Below are 19,546 nucleotides of genomic sequence, written 5' to 3' on the forward strand. Positions count from 1 at the left end.
CTAACCTACTCCTCGCCAATCGGCCTCGCTTTCTTGCGTTTCGCTCGGGACATCCCGCTGCGGTAAATGATAAACTTCATCGGTGCTCGGAAAAGGCTGTTCAAGAGGTCTGTCCATTTGCGCGGCACCCCTGTCGTCATGTAGGGGGAGCCCAGTGAAGTCAAGTCCAGCAGATGGGCGAACAAAAAGGCTAGCATCAGGAATTGTCCGTACATGCCCAGCAGGCCTGCGATGAGAATGAATCCATAGCGGACGAGGCGAATCGCATTGCTCATCAAGAAGTTCGGCGGAACGAATGAAAGCAAGGCAGAAACAGAGACGAGAACGATCAGGATATTGCTCGCCAGACCTGCTTGCACAGACGCGGTCCCGATGACGATACCCCCTACGATACCGATCGTCTGACCGATTTTGGTCGGCATTCGGATTCCTGCCTCCCGCAAAATCTCTATGATCAATTCAATGAACACCACTTCGACCACAGGAGGAAAAGGAACTCTGCTTCTGGATTCGGAAAGGATCGTGAGCAAGGCAGGCGGCAGCATCTCGGGATGGAAGGTGAGAACCGAGACATAGCTGGAAGTCAGAAGAATGGTAACGAATAAGCCAAAAAAGCGGATGATCCGCAGCAAGCTCGCCGTCGACCAGCGATTGTAGAAATCCTCCGGGCTGCTGAACATCTCCAGGAAAGAAGAAGGACAGATCGCCGCATCCGGACTCCCATTCAAGAGAACCAGGATTCTCCCATCCAACAAGGCTGCCGTCGCATTATCCGGCCTGTTGGTGAGCCCGAACTGCGGAAACGGCGAATACGGTTTGTCTTCCAGCGTTTGCTTCAATACCGGCATGCCCACGAACCCTTGGTAGACCACGTTGTTGATTCGCGTCCTCACTCGTTCCACATTCTCGGCATTCGCAATGTCTTCCATGTAAATCATGGCCACGCGGTTGTGCGTTTCCGTCCCCAGCGTAAAAGCGACGATTTTCAAATCGGGTGAAGCGATTCGTCGGCGCAGCAATGACAGATTGATCTCCAGCGTTTCGACAAACGAGTCCTGCGGCCCGAGAACAGTCGACTCATTCTCCGATTTGGAGATGGAACGATGCTCCACGTGGAACGTATTGATTTGCAAAATGAGATGCCGATCAAGAAAGAACAGGATCGTGTGACCTCTGAGCAAATTATTCATCAAGAGCGTGGGGTCATCCGTTTCATGCGGCTGAGCGAATGGAAGGACATCTAGGGGATTTCTCCCGTCCGAACGCTGCAAAGGCAAAAAAATGGTGTCATACAATTCAGCTGTATCCACCATCGTATCCAGAAAAAAAACGTGTACCCTCTCCCCATTCATGTTCAGGGAAAAGCTGCTAAGGTCATCCACGTTGTGTAGCTGCTCTTTTATTTGCTCAGGAGTGATCTGACTCTTTCCCGATTCTGGATGGCTGCCAGCGCCGCCATTCGAGGAAAGGACTTTCTGCACGCGATTACTCCACCACTCAGTTGGTTTCACCATGGAACCTACAACCTTTACAGGAAAATCGTTCTTACTTTGCCCTTCCATGGCGTTTTTATCCAGAACGAAAAAAGGACGCACAAAGGCGTCCTTTTAAGGGGAAACTGGCGAAAAAATTTAGGCAAACTGTCTGGAGAGATTCGCCATCTCGATAGCAGCAGCGGCAGCTTCCCATCCTTTGTTCCCTGCTTTCGTCCCGGCACGCTCAATCGCCTGCTCGATGGAATCCGTGGTCAGAACGCCAAAGATCACTGGAATGCCCGTGGATAGGGAGAGAGAAGCTACGCCCTTTGCCGTCTCGTTGCAAACGTAATCAAAGTGCGGTGTCGCCCCGCGGATGACGGCCCCCAGGGTAACGACGGCATCGTAGCGACCCGACTCGGCCATTTTCTTTGCAATGAGGGGAATTTCGAAGGCTCCAGGCACCCACGCTACATCCACATTCTCGTCGTCTACTCCATGACGCTTCAGCGCATCCAAGGCGCCTCCCACCAGCTTGCTGACGATCAACTCATTAAAACGGCCAGCAACGATCCCGACGCGCAGTCCTGTACCTACCAAATGTCCTTCAAATGTTTTCATGTTCATTCCACTCCCTATCGATGTAGTTGAAGCAGGTGTCCCAGCTTCTCTTGTTTGGTTGCAAGGTATTTGCTGTTGTGCGGATGCTCGGGCATCTGGATCGGCACCCGCTCCTCGACTTTCAAGCCGTAGCCATCCAGCCCGCGAATTTTCCGGGGATTGTTGGTCAAAAGCCGCATCCGTTGTACACCGAGGTCGCGCAAAATTTGAGCACCCACCCCGTAATCCCGCAGGTCTGCCGCAAAGCCCAGCTTTTCATTGGCCTCTACCGTATCCATTCCTTGCTCCTGCAGCTGATAGGCACGGAGCTTGTTGATCAGACCGATGCCGCGTCCCTCCTGCCGCATGTAGAGCAGAATCCCGCGTCCTTCCGCCTCGATTCTCTCGAGGGCAGCGTGCAGCTGCGGTCCGCAATCGCAGCGATCCGAGCCGAAAACGTCGCCGGTCAAACACTCTGAGTGCACACGGACCAGGACTTGTTCCTCGGGAGAGATATCGCCCTTGATCAAGGCGACATGCTCCTTGCCGTCGAGCTCATTCGTATAAGCTGCAATGCGGAAGTCTCCGTAGACCGTAGGCAAATTCACTTCGACCTCTTTTTTGACCAATGACTCTCTCGCCATCCGGTAACGAATCAGGTCCGCGATGGTAATCAGCTTGAGATCAAAGCGGCGGGCGATTTCTTCGAGCTGCGGCAGTCGAGCCATGGATCCGTCCTCATTCATGATCTCGCAAATGACACCCGCCTCGGCAGCTCCGGCCAAATGAGCGAGATCGACAGCCGCTTCGGTATGACCGGCTCTGCGCAAGACTCCACCCGCTTTGGCAATCAAGGGAAAAATATGCCCAGGACGTCGGAAGTCTTCAGCTGTCTTGCTTTCATCCAGCATGGCAAGCACCGTCTGCGATCGTTCGTGGGCGGAAATGCCCGTGTGCGTGCTCATTTCGTCAATGGAAACGGTGAAGGCTGTTCCTTGCGAGTCGGTATTCACTTCGACCATCGGCTTTAGGCCCAAGCGAGCGGCCCGCTCTTCTGTAACCGGAACACATACCAGTCCCCGTCCGTGCGTAACCATGAAGTTAATCATCTCCGGCGTCGCTGCCTGTGCAAGGCAGACAAAATCGCCTTCATTTTCTCGATCCTCATCGTCTACGACGATTACTGCCTTGCCTTGGCGCAAATCCTCCAAGGCTGCTTCTATGCTGTCAAACATGGCTTGTCCCTCCTCGATTAGGCAAATCCGTTTTCCTGTAAAAAAGCGAGGCTCAAACGGGAGGACCGTTCGCTTTTCCCTTCCGATTCCGATTCCGCTTCCTGGCGCACTCCCATCAGACGCTCCACATATTTGCCGATGACATCCGTCTCCAGATTGACCTGGTCACCCACCTTGCGATCCTGCAGGCTAGTCTGTGCCAGTGTATGGGGGATGATCGAAACCGAAAAGCTGCTGTCATCCACATCCACTACGGTCAAGCTGATGCCATCGATACAAATCGAGCCGCGCGGGATGACGTATTTCAAGAGAGCCGAGTCGGCTGCGATGCGAAACAGCACCGCATTGGCATGCGGCTGTCGAGATACAATCATACCCGTACCATCCACATGTCCCGATACGATATGGCCCCCGAACCGGTCACCCAGACGCATCGCTCGCTCCAGATTGACGCGCTGTCCCTGCCTAAGCTGGCGCAGGCTCGTTTTGTTCAGTGTTTCCGGCATGACATCTACCGTAAATTGGTGAGTCGAATAAGAGGTGACCGTCAGGCAAATGCCGTTTACGGAGATGCTATCCCCTGTCTTCACTCCCTCGAGCACACGCGCTGCACGGATGACGAGTCGACTTGCCTGTCCGCTTCCCGTCATGGCATCAAGTGTGCCTACTTCTTCCACGAGTCCCGTAAACATGAATGGTGTCACCTCTCTTTATTCGTGCTGCTCCCAGCGCGGGTAGCCGATAAAGCGCACATCTTCTTCACTTACCTGCTTGATGGCTATATCCTTCAGCGTTACCGCTTCATCCATGGTGGCAAATCCCGCTCCGCCAAATGGGGTCGAAGCCTCCTTACCCCCAACCAGCTTCATCGATACGTAACTGATGATTTTTTGGATGGCTTTCGCCTGCAAAAAGGAACCATTGACTCCTGCTCCCCCTTCTACCAAAAGGGAAGTAATGCCGAGCTCCCCCAGCTGCTTCAATACGGCCATCACGGAGAGCGGAGCGTCCAGCGTGATCAGCTTGACGTGTTTGACTTCCGCAAAAGCTTGCCGTCTCTCCTCTGATGCCTCCGGAGTGGTAAATATCCAGGTCGTTGCCAGTGGATCCTGCACGATGCGAGCTGTCAGCGGAGTGCGCAATTGGCTGTCGAGTACGACCCGGACGGGCTGTTTTCCATACAGCTCTCCTGACGATCGGGCTGTCAGCTCAGGGTCATCGGCCAAGACCGTTCCTACCCCTACCAATATGGCATCATTCGTTCTGCGCAGCTCATGAACCTCAGCTCTAGCTGCTTCCCCCGTGATCCAGCGGCTATGTCCAGTGGCCGTCGCGATTTTCCCGTCAAGGGTGCTCGCCGTCTTCACCGTCACAAACGGAAGCTTGGTTTGGATGTAGTGAAAAAAGACTTCATTCAGTTTGGTCGCTTCCTGCGCGCAAACGCCGATCTTCACTTCGACTCCCGCGGAAAGCAGCCTCTCGATTCCCTTTCCCGCTACCAGGGGGTTCGGGTCCAGAACGGCTACCACGACTCGTGAAACGCCTGCTGCGACCACAGCTTCCGCACAAGGAGGCGTTTTCCCGTGATGACTGCAGGGTTCCAGGGTAACGTACATGGTAGCCCCTTTCGCTAGGTCACCCGCCATACGCAGGGCATGCACCTCCGCATGCGGCCCTCCCGCTTTCAGATGTGCCCCCATGCCGACGACCTGACCGTTTTGAACGACCACAGCTCCGACCAGCGGATTGGGACTCGTCTGTCCTCTTACACCTCGCGCCAGCTCCAGCGCCATTTCCATGAAGCGTACGTCTTGTTCCATCACTCTCTCCTATCCCTCCAGATTCCAGCCAACGAAAAAAACCCTAAAACCAATTCGTTTCAGGGGATAGGGAAAGACGCCTGCCTTCAATCGATTTTTCGAAAAACCGAATCAAGACGGCGCTCTTGCATCTTCTCCCATCCGGACTGTACCGTCGGCTCTGGATTTTCACCAGATCAGTCGCTTTCCATGCGTGGTCAGCGAGTCGCGGGCTCGACGCTCTTGCGTCATCACCGCCGGTCGGGAATTACACCCTACCCTGAAGATTGCTTCGTATGAAATTCCTGCTGTGCTACTATTCCCTCCTTTTATCAAATAAAAATGCCCATGAGCATTCGACTCAGGGCATCGAGAAAGAAGCCTATTCTCAACCGTTTTTTTGCAAAAAACAGCTGCAAGGCTATTCCAAATACCTTCTCCCATCCGGACTTTACCGTCGGCCTTGGAATTTCACCAAGTCAGTCGCTGCCCAAATTGCAGACAGCGAGTCGCGGGCTCAGACGTGCGTTCGTCATTACCGCCGGTCGGGAATTGCACCCTACCCTGAAGGCTGGTATTCAGTTAGGTAGAGTATAGCACATTTCTGGACAAAGCCTACACTTTTCTTCTCAAAAATGAGCCAGCAGCTCACGCAAATCACGTATGGTCGTAAACGGTGTAACTCCCTTGCTCTCCATTTCCTGCTGTTTAGCCTGGTAGGCAATGAAGCGGACATCGGCATTCTGCGCCGCTTTGCCATCGATCCAGGAATCCCCGACCATCGTCCACGCACTCATGGACCGTTCGGGATGCTGCCGCAAAATGTAGTGTACCCCTGACGAAGAAGGTTTCAGCTCCGTCATTTGCTCGCGTGCCACGATTTCTGCAAAATAATGGGCAATCCCCGTCTCGTGCAGAGCCTCATGGGCAGCCGCGGAGGCATTGTTCGTGAGAATGTAGAGCTGGCAGCGTTTTTGCAATTCGTCCAGCACCTCCACGGCGTAGTCCTCCAATACAGCCCCGTGCATCCCTTCCTTTTCCACAGCAGTGACCGCTTCCCACATCTGCTGTTCCAGCTCAGGCGTCATGTTCGCAGATTGTCTCCCGATCTCGATCAGCTGTGACGCCGTATGATTTTGCCAATCCAGACCTGGCTCGCAGCATCCATTATCTATCAGCACCTGATAGATAGCATGCTTCATCCGCGGAAAATCAATCGTAGATTTCAACAGCGTATTGTCCATATCAAAAATGATGCCCTTCTCGTAGTGAATAGCCATCGGTTCCTCCTCGTCCATTTCTCAGTCTTTTGTATTCATAGTAACGGGAAAATTGCCATTGGAACACCCTTTTGCTTTTGCTGTATACTTCTTTTATGAGCAGATGACCTGCTCAAATCTTGCGAGGACCGTGATGAGGATATGGTTAAAGCAGTGGATCAAGCCTCCTAAAGCAAAGAAACACGATCATTTTAGGAGGGAACCAAGCATGATTTTCCACCCCATTGACATGGATACCTGGAGCCGAAAGCCTTATTTCGACCATTATCTGCACAGCGTCAGATGCACCTTTAGCATGACTGCCAACATCGATATTACCCGGATGCTCCCCGATCTGAAGAACAGTGGATTCAAGCTGTATCCGGCCTTGATTCACATGCTCACGACGGTTGTAAACCGCCACATGGAGCTTAGGATGGGCTATGATCCGGATGGCAGCGTAGGGTATTGGGAAAGCATGTCTCCCAGCTACACCATTTTCCACGAGGACGACAAGACATTCAGCAGCATCTGGACCGAGCACCACGATGACTTTCCCGTTTTTCACGGTCGCTATTTGGACGATCTCGCTGCGTTCGGCCAGATCAAGCAGTTCACCCCGAAGCCCCATGAACCAGGAAACACGTTTCCCATCTCGTGCCTCCCGTGGGTTAGCTTTACGGGATTCAACTTGAACATCTACGACGAGGGGACCTACCTCTCCCCGATCTTCACCATAGGAAAATACTTCAGGCACTCTGACAGCATCCTGCTGCCTTTAGCGGTGCAAATGCATCACGCCGTGTGCGACGGATACCATGCCAGCTTGCTTGTCCAAGAGATGCAGGCATTAGCTGATGATGCCCCGGCCTGGCTTCCTGCGAAGTAACGTAGCGAATCGATCGTCATACAGCGACAGCCCGGTGCATGAGAGTCATGCCCGGGCTGTCGCTTTGTTTGTCTTCCCATGTTTACGGTTGCTCTGGTGCGTCTGGCACCGTTTGACCCTGCGGCGTCTGCGCTCTCGGAACATCCGGCTTTCCTTCGGGGTTGTTGTACAAATACTGAGGCACATCTCCGACGATGAGCGAGTGCGTGATCGGGATTCTCGTGGTCACAGTCTGCTCGTCGGTAGCGAAAGGGACGACGATGCGCAGGTCTACTTCCACGTAAATGTAGACGGTCGCCAGCACCATGTTGATGCCCGCTTCCTTCAGCTCGGTCTCCAGCTTGGTCTTGACCGACCCGATCGGCATGAACGTAATCGGCAAGTCCGGCCCCAAATTGGCCAGAAAGCTGTTCCCCGTCGCGAGTCCGAGCGGGATCGTACGGTCTACCTTTTCCGCCTCGAATTCCTGCAGCTTGTTTTGAATGCGGGAAGTGGTTTCCCCCACGATCCGCGCATACTCCTTGAAATTAAACTGATACGCCTGAATCTGCCCCTGGTTGTCTTTTTCAATCTTCACGATTTGATTAAAGTCGACGCCTTGTTGGGAAATCCGCTTGGTTACTGCGTCCGTAATTGCTTCCTTGGCCAACTGCTCCGTTTTTTGCGAAGCCAGGATCAAGAGCGTCGGCTCGAGCCGTTTTTCCAGGAAAACCAGCGTTTGTATCGACAGGACCAAAAAAATGACCACCGCGATAAAAAACGCCTTCGTTCGGGAAAGCGGGTTCTTCCAACGCCGACGGGGTCGAAACATCGCCACGCCCGTCACCTCCCAATTGGTACATCCTATGGCCTATGGGAGGAAAAAAGACTATCGTTTCCGCAGATAAAAGCTGCCCAAGCCCAGCAATCCCAGCAGGAATAGCAATTGTGCCAGCGCGACCATCCCGAACAAGCCGGTCCAGGCAGCCAGAGGCGGAGCAGCGACAAATCCGATAAAAAATCCGATTCGGCTAAGCAAGCTCTGGACGCCCATGACTCTGCCGCGAATGTGGTTGTCTGCCTGCTGGAGCAGCGTGCTCTCGTATACTTGTGCCGCTCCCGCAAACAAGCCGGCAACAGCCAGCAAAGCGAGAACGCTCACCCTTGTGGTCCCTGCAAAAGCGAGCATGACGACCAGGGCGAGCAGGAGAAAAGCCCCGAACATCCCCTCTTCCTTCTTCACGCGGAGTCGCCCGGCAACAAAAGACCCTGCCATCCCACCCAGACTCATCATGGACCACATCAACCCATGCAAGGCAGCATCAGCCGACGCGAGCTGTTCGGCCAAAAAGGGCAGCCCGTAGTTATGGGCGGACGTACTGAGCGACTCGAACAAAGCTAGCAGACTGATGACCAGAAGAATCGGCTGCTTCGCCAAATAAAGGAGTGTCTCCCGAAACCCTGCCCCTTCTGATGCATTCACCTTGGCTATGGCAGGCTCTGCTCGTTCCCACCTCATCCGGGTCAGCGCGGCAGCTGACACGAGAAAGCTGGCTGCATCGCAGGCAATCACGAGCGAATACCCAACGTGGCTGGTCAAAAACCCGCCGAGGGCAAAGCCGACGATCCCGACCACCGACTCCAAGCGGACCGTTAATCCGTTGATCCTGACGAGCTCATCTCGTTCAAACATCTGCGGCAAGGAAGATTGAAAGCTGATGTGAAACAGGCTGTACAGCATGCCCTTGAAAAAAGCTGCTGCTACCACCACATACGGATTCGGGAAAAACACGATGGACAAAACGGCCAGTCCCGCTCCGATGTCGCTTGCGATCATTGCCCTGCGTCTGTCCACCCGATCGGCCAGCACACCAGCCGCCAGACTAAACAAGATCCCGCCTGCCTGACGCGCTACGAAGAAAGCCATCAGCCAAAACGCGCTGTGGTCAAAGGTGAAAATGAGCGCACTGCATGCTATCAAATCCATCCGCGATCCTAAGGAAGACAGCGCATGGACATACAAATACGTTTTCATCTGAATCATGATTTATCCAAACCCCCTGATCGTCACAGGCGGTTTTAGATCGCACGCCCCCGTCTATCGGGTGCGCACACTGATTATGGCCGTTGACATGCACATGCCTCCTCGTTTTCGCGCTTTTCAAAAAGAACTGTCGTCGACAAACATGCGGGGGCGCTTCCCCAACTCGTCCTGCGCGGCGCATTGCACCGTATCTTCATCTTATCAGCGAAGGCGCTGGTCCTGAAAGCAAAAAAACGCGAAGCATTTGCCCCGCGTCTTTATAACCGTATCCTCTTATTTTCCCTCAGTGAATTGGATGGAGTCCACGATCTTTTGCAAGCGCTGCTCCAGCGACTTGGTTTTGACCCATTCCGATATCGTGAAGGCGACCATGTATGCATTCTTTCCCTTTTCCAGCAAATAAAACTGTTTCTCAAACCGAATCCCATTGTCTTTTCCCACGAAGACCATCTTGTAGGCCTGAACTCCGGAGAGGGTGACCGCCTTGCTTTCCTTTTCCGTGTAGCCATAGGCCTCCGTATTTTCTTTTATGGATCGCTCTACTTCCTTGCGAGCATCAATGAGCTTGCCTGGAAGAGCAATAATCGTTGCGTACCCTCCGGCAAATTCGTACCCCCTAACGGATGCATCGCTTCGCATTTCCTTCCAATGCTCCGGGATGCTGATCGAGAATTGATAGGCAGGAAGCTTGAGGGTGGCCATCTGGTCCTTGTCGATCAGGTCATCGTCGGTGATTTCGCCCATTGACGGATTCATTGCGCTTTGATCGATCGTTAGCGATTGCTTGATCGTCTGGATCAGCGCCGCAGTCTCCTGTGCGCTTGCCTCCGGATCATAGGCGACTTCTACGTAAACCTTGTAGTCCCCTTTGAAGAAAAAGAAGTCCAGCTCCGGGATCCAGCCTGTGCCATCCGAACTGCTGACTTTCTGCTCTCTGGAAGGAACTCCCGCTATTGTCGAGGAGACAGTTGCGGGATCGATCTTCAAATAGTTTTCATTCACGAGGTCGCGGTACATTTGTTCATGCCGCTTCACCCAGTCATCGAGCGTAAGCCCGTCTTCCTTGGAGGTAATCTTGATTTTCAACCACTGTTTGCCATTCTCGCTGGAGAATTGGGTGAACGACTGATTATAGTTATTTTGCCAATCAGCCGGAACCTTCACCTTCAAGCCGAAATCTTCGTCCTTATACCAACGATAGTCTCCTTCGACGGTGGAAAGGTCCTTGACGGCTGCATCGCCCTTCGGAAAGGACATGGAAAAGCTGTCCAGCAAATCTTTATAGCTGCTGTACTTGGACGGATTGCGGAAATCCGCCTCGTCATGGATGACCAGCGTGACATAGAAGATGCGCGTTCCTTTTTGATAGGCCCTCTCTTCGTTGATAGAGCCGTTATTGCCCTTGGAAATCAGGCGGGCATAGGGTTGCGCCGCATCATTCACATACCCTTTGGACAGCACTGAATATTCCGTAGAATCCACCAAACGGCTCAGCAGGCCCGTACCAGACAAATTCTCCGGCTGATCGTCTGCAATGTAAATGAAGAGTTCATACGCATCCTTGGCATCGCGGAAGCCGACGTAGTCTCCCTGGAAGCTTTGATCATCCATGATCAACCCTGTCGGATACTTCATTTTCCAGCCGTAGTAGCTGTCTCCCACCATCGTCTTTCCGAGGTCGCTATCCAAGGACACGTTGGTCGTGGTGGTTTCTCCTTGCTTCGCTCCCAGGATGCTGACGTCCTTTGTCTTTGCATCGATGACCACCTGCAGGCCCATCACTTGCGTCAAGAGGGTGAGCGGCACCATCGTTTTTCCGTTTTTCAGCTCGGGCGAAGCGGTCAGAGTCACCTCGTTGCCATTGATCCAAGCCAGCTTGCTGCCCGTTTTCAATTTGATGACCTTCCCATTGTAAATGAGCTCGATCATCTGACTTTGGCTGTCGTATTGCAAGCCCGCTCCAAACGCAGCTGTCAGAAGACTGAGCGGAATCATCGTCGTATTCTGCGACAAGTAAGGCTGCTCGATCGCCATGTCTTGCCCGTTCACTTTTGCCTGCGCTGCATTCAATCTGAGTTTGACTTCCACTCTCTGGGGAGTCTGCTCAGCCGCCAGCACCGATTGATTTGTCCAAAGCGCTGCCGACAGCACAGCCGTTACGCAAAGCACTTGCCATTTCTTGTGAGCCATCCCGTTCTTCCCCCATCCGTTGTCTCTCTTTATGGTTGTTTACCAAAAGTGACTTTGCGCTTGATCAGATCCCCGCCAGACTGTACCACGACCTCCACCGTTTGTCCCGGCAAATAACGCTTCAGCAGCTCATTGAACTCGACGAGCGTCGTGCAGGATGCCTGATTCACCGAGTAAATGACATCTCCTGCCCGAAAGCCCGCCTGCTCTGCTGGCGATCCGGGTTCTACCCGCGTGATGCGCAGCGGTTCTTTGGTGGGCAATCCGACCACGGCCGCCCAGCTTTCCTCGAGCTCTGCTCCCCAATACGGCCGGTTTACTTTTCCGTACGTGAAAAAATGGTTCATGACGTATTGCGCCGTATCTGCTGGAATAGCAAAGCTCAGATTATCGATCCCGACTGAGACGAATTTCAAAGAGTTGACTCCGACTACCTCACCCCTGAGATTGACCAGGGGCCCCCCGCTGTTCCCAGGGTTGATCGAAGCATCCGTCTGAATCAGTCGATAAGTTGAGCTGACCGATCGATTGACGCCACTGATGATCCCGGCTGATGCCGAATTTCGCAAGGATACGGAAATAGGGGTTCCGATCGCAACGACTGTCTCTCCGACTTTAATCGAATAGTTCGTCGCAAATTTGGCAGGTGTAAGTCCAGTAGCCGCGATCTTCACCAATGCCAAGTCGCTCTCCTCGTCCATATTGGTGACTGTCCCTGCGTACTGCTTGCCATCCACAGTGATGACCGTCAGATTGTCCATCTCTTTTACGACGTGGGCATTCGTCAAAATCCAGCCATCCGCTTTGACGACAATCCCCGTTCCGTGGGCCAGATTAAACCGATTCTCCCTCGCAGATCCTCTCAGCTCCGGCTTCCCTACAATGGCGACGACGCTTGGGGAAACACGCGCGATGACACCGGGAATATCCGTCATGGCTGCCGCAGGCGTCTTGGTCGTCGCAGCAGCTGGCGCCGTACCCGCTGCGTATGTCCCGGGAGTCGCGGCATGCACGGTCAGCAGCACCAACAGGCTGCAAGCGAGCAGGCTACCTTTTCTCTTCATCTCCTGATCCTCCATCTTTCTCATTTCTAGAAAACGCATGAGACCTGATATTCATACCAAAAGGGCCGCTCTTCAGATAGAGGCGACCTATCTCTCCTGAAAAAACGCATTCGTCCTGTTGCAGACGTCCTCACCGTTCCTCTCAGCGTGTCATATCTTGATCGAAGGAAGCGCGTCTGCGTTGAACAAGATTACTACTTTGGGAGGATGCCCATGATTCACGCCCTATTGGAAAAGGCTTTTCGTTCCTTGACTTGTCCGACCGCTGCGGAGCTAAGACAGGCCCTGGAGTCCCTGCCGATCGGCTTGGAATCCATCGCGCCTTACATTCCCGAACCGACGAACCTTCCTTATGGACGAAAAGTCTTGCTCGCCACGGAGCATGTCGAAATCGTACTCATCTTGCTGCCTCCCGCTGAGGAATCAGCTCCCCATAACCATGGTGAATCATTCGGATGGGAATGGATCCTTTCCGGCGATCTCACCAACATCATCTATTCATTGGCAGAAGACGGACACGAGGTGCTTCCAGAGAAAATGGTTACGGTCGGGGCAGGCGAATTCTGTTATGTCGCTCCCAAAGAGATCCACGCCATCCGTAATCAGGGTGAAACCCCCGTCGTCTCCCTCAATGCCTATACACCACCACTGAATAAATGCAAGAAATATGAAAAAACAGGTAATGCTATAATTTAACATATGTACCTGTTTTTCCTTCCATGACTATAGAAAACTCCCCTCCGCCAGGCAGCAAGCATCCGGATCGATGCGTGCTTGCACGTTGCCCAGCAGAGGGGAGTCTGTCTATTTTTCTATTTCTTTTTCACCGTGATCGTCCAAGAAGCATCATCGAGCTGCTCATAATTCATTATGGAGTGCCCGGATTCCGCTGCCCAGCGCGGAATGCTCTCTGTCGCCTGCGTGCAGTCAAATTCAATCACCAGTTCATCACCGCTGGGCAATGTCTCCATCTTTTCTTTCGCCTCGATCAGCGGGAAGGGACATACCATGCCCAGCACAGCCAGTTTGTGTTGCATCTACCTTTCCTCCTAAGCCGTTGTCATGCTTGCGCTATGTTGTTTCTTCGCTTGAATACGGGGGCGAACATACACGAAATACGAAGCCGTCCACGTACCCAAAATGATAAAGATCAAGGAAACCCAGCCCTGCCACGTCATCATCGCTGTCATGACCAGACCGTTCCCAATCGAGCATCCGCCAGCCAGGCTTGCACCGAATCCCATCAGGATCCCGCCGGAAAAACTGGAAACCGTCGTCTTTGCGTCTGGAGCACGGAAGCGGAACTCCCTGCTCGCCTTGGCCACAAGAAATGAACCAACCAGGATACCCAGAACGAGGAATACTCCCCAGTTCACGTATTTCTCACTGTTTCCTGTGACCAGATACTGCAAGATGTTTGCAGATGGCGTCGTGATTCCGAGCCCGGACATGCGACCGGTCGCTTCGCTCAACGGCCAAGCCAGCATAGCGATCAAGCCTACGAGAATCGCTGTCACGAATGGATGCCAGCGCTTTTCAAACAACAGGTGAGACAGTCCGCTGCGCTTTGCTCGCAAAGCAGGGATAGCCACTTTCGGCTTGCGCAGCTGTTTGACAACCAACAATACCGTGATGGCTGCCAGGATCAGAACAAACGGCCAAACCGACAGGCCAAAGGTCGCCGGGATGGAATTGGTCGGCAAGGTGTAGACTTTGAAAGCGTCATTCAATGGAACCAGCACACCGCTTTTCATGACAGCACTCATCAGCATGTACCCGAACAAGGCGATCCAGCTGCCAATCAAGCCTTCCCCTGCGCGATACCAGGTACCTGTCGCACATCCACCCGCGAGGACAATCCCTATCCCAAAAACAAAGGACCCGACGATCGTGCCCAGCCAAGCAAACCCGCCTGCCTTGAACTCAATCAATCCCAACTGGATAAGTGCGAATACGCCTATACTTTGAATGGCTATCGCTATCAGCAAAGCGTAAAACATCCGATAATCCTTCGTTAAAAACATATCCCGGAAGCCGCCCGTCAAGCAAAAGCGACCTCGTTGCATGACAAAACCGAGCAATGCTCCGCACAACAAACCCGTAAAAATCATTTGTCCCAACTTTTTTGCCCTCCACCCGTATAATTCCAAGTAAACTTATGAAGATTAACGTTTTTCATTTTAGCACAAAACAAAGCGGAGTCAACTCTTAAATCCGACAGCTCGACCCCGCTTTTCGGGTGAGAACAGCAAACAAAACAAAGCACATCCCTGATGTAGATGGGATGTGCTTTGCGGAAGAACCAGTCATTCCTGTTTGATTACAGGTTTTCTGTTATTTCGGAGAGTTCATCAGCAGAGCTGGCTACCTGCGCCACGGCCTGGTTCATATCCTCCATGACTCTGAAGAACTTTTCCAATTCCTTTTGAATTTGCATGCTCTGCTCTTTGCCATCCATCACGGAACTCATGATGCCCTCGAAAAAGGCATTCGTTTCGTTCGTCATCGACGTACTGGATGCTACAAGCGCCTGGATTTCTGTGAACACCATAGACAAAACGCCTGTCTGCTGGTTGGTCTTCTCGATCAATTCCCGTACTCCAAAAACCGATTGCTTCGTTTGTTCCGCCAATTTGCGCACTTCATCAGCGACCACGGCGAAGCCCCGTCCTTGTTCGCCTGCACGGGCAGCCTCGATCGCTGCATTGAGCGCGAGCAGGTTTGTCTGTTCCGCAATCGCCGTAACGACATTGACAATGCCGCGGATTTTTTCCGAGTTTTCCTCGAGCGTATTCATTTCCTCGGAGATCTGCTTGGCGCTTTCCGCAATCAGCTGCATTTGCTCCTGCTGCTTCTCCAGCTTCTCCTTCCCTTCCTGGGAAAGCTGATGGGCCTTGTTGGAGTAATTCGATCCATTTTCCGCCAGGCGCAACACCTCTCGTGACTGCTCCGTCAGCTGCTCTACGGATGCGCTGTTTTCTTCGGAGACGGCTGCCAGCTCATGAGCAGAATTCGCGAGTACCGCCCTCAGCTCGTCTTTTTTATCCTGCTCGAGTTGGCGTACACGCTCGTGCTCCTTCTCGTATTCTTCCAATACGATCTGCTGCTCCAGGCTGAGAATCTTGGTCACTGCAGATAAGGCCTGGACAAACTCCTGCTTGTCCGCAATGTGCTGATGCAAGAGCTCCATGATGGACAGCTGCAGATTCTGAAACGCGCACATGTACCATTTCGGCGCAAGTCCGATCCGCATGTGCATGACGGCGATTCGGCTGCGCTGCTCGTAGTATTCGCTGTCGATCTTTCCGCTGAACATCTCTTGGATGTGTCTGGTCAGCGTTTGCTTGAGCCGTTCGATACTGCTGTGCTTCTCGATGATGCTCATGAGCAGATGCTCATTTTCTATATTTTCGTAAAAAAACCCAACTATTTTGTCAATATTCCGAATGATGAGCGGCTGAAGGGCCTTCGCGACAGCCAAATCTTGCTCGGTCAAATGAATCAGGGACATTTGCTTGGCCAGTTGAGACCCCGACTCGATATGCACTTCTCCCTTTTCTTTAATATCCCGAAAAAACGATTCCTTCTTCGCTTTTCCTTTGAAACCAAACAGGCTGGAGATCGGGCTTGTACTCATTGGGTGGGCTCCTTTTTCAGTGGTACTCTGCATATTCTCATTGTACTATACTATAATTTTTTCCAACTGGGTATATCCTTTGGATTATATCTATATACCCACTGTGGTCGAAATATAAACCACGACTATCTCCTACCTCCACCTACAAAAAAGGACTCTCTCCTGAGCAAAGCAACCGGAGAGGTCCTCTTCTTTCGGGCTATCTTTGCGCCTTTTTCACCTGGGCGCTCTGCAGCTTCCAGCCATCATTCACCCATTTCCACAGCGATTCCACGTACGCGATCGTATCCGCGTTGGCTACCCCGCTCACACGCTGCTCTCCTCTCAGCTCGCATGTTCCGTCAGCCGCTTCGACCGGCTTTAGAACACTGAACGTATTGGGCAGCACCTCTACCGGCTGCACCAGCTTGCCATTCTTGTAGACGCCGTTTTCCTCGTAGATGTCTTTGCGGTCACTCAAATCGAGCACCGTCGTCTGATTCGTCTCCTTGATCGTCAACGGCACTTTATAGCCGTCCTGATAGGAGCCGGAAATGGTCAGCGGCTGTGGAACGGGCAATACGGCCGGGTTGTTGTCCTTGTCGCTGAACAGATAAAAATCAGAGGTGCCTGCACTACCGCCTGTCGGCGCTTGTACGAGGATTTGCTTGGTCTTGTTTCCGACGAAATCGCAAAACGACATCTCAGGTTGATAGCCGCCGTAGGTCGTCTGAAAGAATGACACCTTTTTCGCGACAGGATCCTGTACCATCAGCTTGAGCTGCTCATAGTACGGACTGTCGGGAGCAAACCGCTTGCCCAGCAGCGTGATGATATCAGCTCTCGCATCACCCGTCACATCCTGCCGCGCAATCTTCAGCTCCTCATAGACGGCCGGGGCAGGTGCGATCTGACTGGCTTCCGGTGTGGGAACAGCCATTCCTGCTCCACTCGTCTCGATCCCCCAAATCATGCTGCACACGATCCCGATCCACTTGCCAGCCCACATGCGTGATTCCACCTTTCGACTTTTGCTGGTAATCCTAGTATGTAGTCAAAGAACTTCAATCTATGCTTCTCCGTAAACCAAAAAGCGGTTGAGAGGAAGACCTTCGCCAGGTGGGTCCCATGAAAAAGCTCCGCAGAGCATAGCGCCCGGCGAAGCTTTGACTGGTTATCCTATCTCACCTTTTCCACATTCACACGGCCGGAGAAAAACGTTGCACCGCCGCCCATATCGGCAATGCGGTCTGGTGTGAGTGCATTCACATGATGCTTGGAGCCTGGTGTATCCGCCCAGAGGCCCTGGCTCACCACGACTCCTGCCAGCACAGTCTCGCCGACGGATGCGATCAGCTCACACTCGCCTCTATCATTCCACACACGCACCTTATCCCCCTCCGCAATGCCTGAAGCCTCCGCGTCAGCCGTATTCATGAACAGCCGCGGGAACTTTTCCAGCTTCACGTGCTTGGCATTGTTCGAAAAGGTCGAGTTGAGGAAATTGTGGTTCGGCCCAGGTACGTACAAATACGGAAGTTCACTTTCGACAGGGAGCGGCGTGTAGGTCGGCAGGGGCGGGTAGCCCTGCGCCTCCAGCTGTTTCGAGTACAGCTCGATTTTACCGCTCGGTGTCGGCAGCTTCTCTATGAACCGGGGAGTGACCGCTGCTTTTCGGTAATTCTTGTCTAGCAGATCCTCGTACGTAATGGAGCCGAGGAATGGATTGGCCGGGAAGTCCAGCGCCTGGCGAATCAACTCCTCCTCGGTATCGTGAAACATCTGATCTTTATAGCCCATCCCCTTGGCTAACAGCCGGAATACGTCCACGTTGGACTTGCTTTCGCCGTACGGGGCGATCACCGGCTTCTGCAGCTGCATGTAATGATGCCAGTAAGAGGTGTAGAAATCCGTATTTTCAAACGCCGAGGTGGATGGAAGCACGATATCGGCGTATGCTGCCGTTTCCGTCAAGAACAGATCGTGTACAACCAAAAACAAATCCTCCCGAGCAAGCCCTTCTTTGACTTTGTTCCCTTCCGGGGCTACAAGCGCAGGGTTGCAGCCGTACACAAACATCGACCGGATCGGCGGATCAAGCGTTAGCAATGCGCTGCCGATGACATTCATGTTGATCCGACGCGTCTCTTTGTTGACCAAAACATCGGGGCGCTGCAGCGTCTGCTTGTTGTGCTCGAGAAAGCCTTTGTTTCCTTTCATGGCTCCGCCCCCTTGGACGAGCCACTGTCCGGTCAAGGCTGGCAAACAGGCGATAGTCCTGACGCACATGCCACCATTGTCATGATGCTGCAATCCATTGCCGATCCGCACCAGCGACGGAGACGTCTGGCCGTACAGGCGAGCCAGCCTATATATGTCGTCTACAGGTACACCGGTAATTGCGGAGACGGTAGCCGGATCGTACTGCCGCACGTGGTCGCGCAATTCCTCGTGACCCACGGTGTACTTCTCCATGAAAACCGTGTCTACCATGTTTTCCGCAAAAAGAATGTGCATGATCCCCAGTGCCAAGGCTGCATCGGTCCCCGGCAATACGGGAATAAACCAGTCTGCCCAGCGCCCCGTCTGGTTTTTATGAACATCAATGACGACAATTTGGGCGCCGTTCTTGCGCGCTTTTTCTGCCAGCATGACCTGGTGCATGTTGGTGCTGACGGCATTGATTCCCCACATGATGAACAGCTTCGTATGCACGGTTTCTTCCGGATCGGTTCCGTAATTGGCCCCCATCGTATAATTGTAGCCTACGCCACCGGCAGAATTGCAGATCGCCCGATCCAATCGACTGGCCCCGAGACGATGAAAAAATCGCATGTCCATGGTTTCGGCGTTCAGCCTTCCCATATTTCCGTAGAAGCTGTACGGCAAAATGCTCTCGGGTCCGGATTCCGCAATGAGCTGTTTCCATCGGGAGGTGATCGTCTCGATCGCTTCCTCCCAGGTGATTGGCTCAAACTTCCCTTCACCCTTTGCACCGGTTCTCCTGAGCGGCGTGGTGAGCCGTTTCGAATCATAGATTCGCTCGGCCATGTTGCGCACTTTGTTGCAGATGCTTCCCTGGGTCACCGGATGATTCGGATCCCCCTCCACTTTGATGATTTTCCCGTCTTTTTTGTGAACGAGCAGCCCGCACTGATCGGGACAATCCAAAGAGCATACCGATGGAAATACTCCGTTTTCTTGATCTACGTATGATTGCATGGCTCTACTCCGCACTCCTCTCCATGTCGAATGGTTCGCTCCCCTATACGCGCTTTCCTTTTTACAGGTTCTTCTCCTCTCATTCCACCACGAAGAAAAAAAAGAAGCAACTAGAAAACTTGGCTACGCTAAGCTTTTTGGCGGAGCCTTAGCTGCACTTGTACTGGATAGGAA

17 protein-coding genes and 2 riboswitches are annotated in these 19,546 nt (G+C 53.0%); of the genes, 2 read left to right on the top strand and 15 right to left on the bottom strand.

Going from position 1 to position 19,546, the window contains the following annotated elements:
- Nucleotides 1–5: 5 nt before the first annotated feature.
- The 6 genes from JNE38_RS25890 to JNE38_RS25915 form a co-directional block, all read right to left on the bottom strand.
- Complete coding sequence (locus JNE38_RS25890; RefSeq protein WP_203353936.1) at nucleotides 6–1,514, bottom strand: spore germination protein; 1,509 nt, start codon at nucleotides 1,512–1,514, stop codon at nucleotides 6–8.
- 117 nt (nucleotides 1,515–1,631) lie between these two features.
- Nucleotides 1,632–2,096: a 6,7-dimethyl-8-ribityllumazine synthase gene (ribH, locus tag JNE38_RS25895; protein ID WP_203353937.1), complete on the bottom strand. Its 465-nt coding sequence runs from the start codon at nucleotides 2,094–2,096 to the stop codon at nucleotides 1,632–1,634.
- A 14-nt stretch (nucleotides 2,097–2,110) separates the two neighbouring features.
- A complete protein-coding gene (locus JNE38_RS25900) occupies nucleotides 2,111–3,310 on the bottom strand; it encodes a bifunctional 3,4-dihydroxy-2-butanone-4-phosphate synthase/GTP cyclohydrolase II (protein ID WP_203353938.1) in 1,200 nt (399 codons plus the stop codon).
- 17 nt (nucleotides 3,311–3,327) lie between these two features.
- Nucleotides 3,328–4,002, bottom strand: coding sequence for a riboflavin synthase (locus JNE38_RS25905; protein ID WP_203353939.1), 675 nt, complete (start codon nucleotides 4,000–4,002; stop codon nucleotides 3,328–3,330).
- 18 nt (nucleotides 4,003–4,020) lie between these two features.
- Nucleotides 4,021–5,130, bottom strand: coding sequence for a bifunctional diaminohydroxyphosphoribosylaminopyrimidine deaminase/5-amino-6-(5-phosphoribosylamino)uracil reductase RibD (gene ribD / locus JNE38_RS25910; RefSeq protein WP_203353940.1), 1,110 nt, complete (start codon nucleotides 5,128–5,130; stop codon nucleotides 4,021–4,023).
- A 125-nt stretch (nucleotides 5,131–5,255) separates the two neighbouring features.
- A riboswitch (FMN riboswitch) is annotated at nucleotides 5,256–5,401 on the bottom strand.
- A 136-nt stretch (nucleotides 5,402–5,537) separates the two neighbouring features.
- A riboswitch (FMN riboswitch) is annotated at nucleotides 5,538–5,685 on the bottom strand.
- A gap of 53 nt (nucleotides 5,686–5,738) precedes the next feature.
- Nucleotides 5,739–6,389 carry an HAD family hydrolase gene (locus JNE38_RS25915; protein ID WP_203353941.1) on the bottom strand — a complete coding sequence of 217 codons (651 nt, stop codon included), beginning with the start codon at nucleotides 6,387–6,389 and terminating at the stop codon, nucleotides 5,739–5,741.
- Between the two features lie 208 nt (nucleotides 6,390–6,597).
- On the opposite strand from JNE38_RS25915, the gene catA reads away from it, so the two are divergent.
- Nucleotides 6,598–7,257, top strand: a complete 660-nt coding sequence (gene catA, locus JNE38_RS25920) for a type A chloramphenicol O-acetyltransferase (protein ID WP_203353942.1) — start codon at nucleotides 6,598–6,600, stop codon at nucleotides 7,255–7,257.
- Between the two features lie 82 nt (nucleotides 7,258–7,339).
- On the opposite strand, the gene yunB is transcribed toward catA, so the two are convergent.
- From yunB to JNE38_RS25940, 4 genes are all read right to left on the bottom strand, one after another.
- Nucleotides 7,340–8,068, bottom strand: a complete 729-nt coding sequence (yunB, locus tag JNE38_RS25925) for a sporulation protein YunB (protein WP_203357748.1) — start codon at nucleotides 8,066–8,068, stop codon at nucleotides 7,340–7,342.
- Nucleotides 8,069–8,125: 57 nt separating this feature from the next.
- The gene (locus JNE38_RS25930; protein WP_238933467.1) at nucleotides 8,126–9,280 is read right to left on the bottom strand and encodes an MFS transporter; all 1,155 of its coding nucleotides are present in this window, start codon (nucleotides 9,278–9,280) and stop codon (nucleotides 8,126–8,128) included.
- Between the two features lie 273 nt (nucleotides 9,281–9,553).
- On the bottom strand, nucleotides 9,554–11,470 hold the full coding sequence (locus JNE38_RS25935; RefSeq protein ID WP_203353943.1) for a copper amine oxidase N-terminal domain-containing protein: 1,917 nt from the start codon (nucleotides 11,468–11,470) through the stop codon (nucleotides 9,554–9,556).
- A gap of 29 nt (nucleotides 11,471–11,499) precedes the next feature.
- A complete protein-coding gene (locus tag JNE38_RS25940) occupies nucleotides 11,500–12,534 on the bottom strand; it encodes a S1C family serine protease (RefSeq protein ID WP_203353944.1) in 1,035 nt (344 codons plus the stop codon).
- 213 nt (nucleotides 12,535–12,747) lie between these two features.
- On the opposite strand from JNE38_RS25940, the gene JNE38_RS25945 reads away from it, so the two are divergent.
- A complete protein-coding gene (locus JNE38_RS25945; RefSeq protein WP_203353945.1) occupies nucleotides 12,748–13,230 on the top strand; it encodes a cysteine dioxygenase in 483 nt (160 codons plus the stop codon).
- Between the two features lie 116 nt (nucleotides 13,231–13,346).
- Here JNE38_RS25945 and JNE38_RS25950 read toward each other — a convergent pair whose 3' ends face one another.
- From JNE38_RS25950 to JNE38_RS25970, 5 genes are all read right to left on the bottom strand, one after another.
- Nucleotides 13,347–13,571, bottom strand: coding sequence for a sulfurtransferase TusA family protein (locus JNE38_RS25950; protein ID WP_203353946.1), 225 nt, complete (start codon nucleotides 13,569–13,571; stop codon nucleotides 13,347–13,349).
- A 12-nt stretch (nucleotides 13,572–13,583) separates the two neighbouring features.
- Complete coding sequence (locus JNE38_RS25955) at nucleotides 13,584–14,645, bottom strand: YeeE/YedE family protein (RefSeq protein WP_275296731.1); 1,062 nt, start codon at nucleotides 14,643–14,645, stop codon at nucleotides 13,584–13,586.
- A 209-nt stretch (nucleotides 14,646–14,854) separates the two neighbouring features.
- The gene (locus JNE38_RS25960; RefSeq protein WP_203353948.1) at nucleotides 14,855–16,171 is read right to left on the bottom strand and encodes a globin-coupled sensor protein; all 1,317 of its coding nucleotides are present in this window, start codon (nucleotides 16,169–16,171) and stop codon (nucleotides 14,855–14,857) included.
- A 199-nt stretch (nucleotides 16,172–16,370) separates the two neighbouring features.
- Nucleotides 16,371–17,159: a hypothetical protein gene (locus JNE38_RS25965; protein WP_203353949.1), complete on the bottom strand. Its 789-nt coding sequence runs from the start codon at nucleotides 17,157–17,159 to the stop codon at nucleotides 16,371–16,373.
- Between the two features lie 170 nt (nucleotides 17,160–17,329).
- Nucleotides 17,330–19,372 (bottom strand): molybdopterin-containing oxidoreductase family protein, encoded by a 2,043-nt coding sequence (locus JNE38_RS25970; protein ID WP_203353950.1) that lies wholly within the window; start codon nucleotides 19,370–19,372, stop codon nucleotides 17,330–17,332.
- Between the last annotated feature and the right edge of the window lie 174 nt (nucleotides 19,373–19,546).

This window comes from Brevibacillus choshinensis (genome assembly GCF_016811915.1).
In the GTDB taxonomy this organism is placed as follows: Bacteria; Bacillota; Bacilli; order Brevibacillales; family Brevibacillaceae; genus Brevibacillus; species Brevibacillus choshinensis_A.

What these genes read in the sequence shown, in the direction of transcription:
- JNE38_RS25890 (WP_203353936.1), bottom strand. Translation starts at nt 1,514, where the DNA reads ATGGTGAAACCAACTGAGTGGTGGAGTAATCGCGTGCAGAAAGTCCTT.
- ribH (WP_203353937.1), bottom strand. Translation starts at nt 2,096, where the DNA reads ATGAAAACATTTGAAGGACATTTGGTAGGTACAGGACTGCGCGTCGGG.
- JNE38_RS25900 (WP_203353938.1), bottom strand. Translation starts at nt 3,310, where the DNA reads ATGTTTGACAGCATAGAAGCAGCCTTGGAGGATTTGCGCCAAGGCAAG.
- JNE38_RS25905 (WP_203353939.1), bottom strand. Translation starts at nt 4,002, where the DNA reads ATGTTTACGGGACTCGTGGAAGAAGTAGGCACACTTGATGCCATGACG.
- ribD (WP_203353940.1), bottom strand. Translation starts at nt 5,130, where the DNA reads ATGGAACAAGACGTACGCTTCATGGAAATGGCGCTGGAGCTGGCGCGA.
- JNE38_RS25915 (WP_203353941.1), bottom strand. Translation starts at nt 6,389, where the DNA reads ATGGCTATTCACTACGAGAAGGGCATCATTTTTGATATGGACAATACG.
- catA (WP_203353942.1), top strand. Translation starts at nt 6,598, where the DNA reads ATGATTTTCCACCCCATTGACATGGATACCTGGAGCCGAAAGCCTTAT.
- yunB (WP_203357748.1), bottom strand. Translation starts at nt 8,068, where the DNA reads ATGTTTCGACCCCGTCGGCGTTGGAAGAACCCGCTTTCCCGAACGAAG.
- JNE38_RS25930 (WP_238933467.1), bottom strand. Translation starts at nt 9,280, where the DNA reads ATGATTCAGATGAAAACGTATTTGTATGTCCATGCGCTGTCTTCCTTA.
- JNE38_RS25935 (WP_203353943.1), bottom strand. Translation starts at nt 11,470, where the DNA reads ATGGCTCACAAGAAATGGCAAGTGCTTTGCGTAACGGCTGTGCTGTCG.
- JNE38_RS25940 (WP_203353944.1), bottom strand. Translation starts at nt 12,534, where the DNA reads ATGAAGAGAAAAGGTAGCCTGCTCGCTTGCAGCCTGTTGGTGCTGCTG.
- JNE38_RS25945 (WP_203353945.1), top strand. Translation starts at nt 12,748, where the DNA reads ATGATTCACGCCCTATTGGAAAAGGCTTTTCGTTCCTTGACTTGTCCG.
- JNE38_RS25950 (WP_203353946.1), bottom strand. Translation starts at nt 13,571, where the DNA reads ATGCAACACAAACTGGCTGTGCTGGGCATGGTATGTCCCTTCCCGCTG.
- JNE38_RS25955 (WP_275296731.1), bottom strand. Translation starts at nt 14,645, where the DNA reads ATGATTTTTACGGGTTTGTTGTGCGGAGCATTGCTCGGTTTTGTCATG.
- JNE38_RS25960 (WP_203353948.1), bottom strand. Translation starts at nt 16,171, where the DNA reads ATGAGTACAAGCCCGATCTCCAGCCTGTTTGGTTTCAAAGGAAAAGCG.
- JNE38_RS25965 (WP_203353949.1), bottom strand. Translation starts at nt 17,159, where the DNA reads ATGTGGGCTGGCAAGTGGATCGGGATCGTGTGCAGCATGATTTGGGGG.
- JNE38_RS25970 (WP_203353950.1), bottom strand. Translation starts at nt 19,372, where the DNA reads ATGCAATCATACGTAGATCAAGAAAACGGAGTATTTCCATCGGTATGC.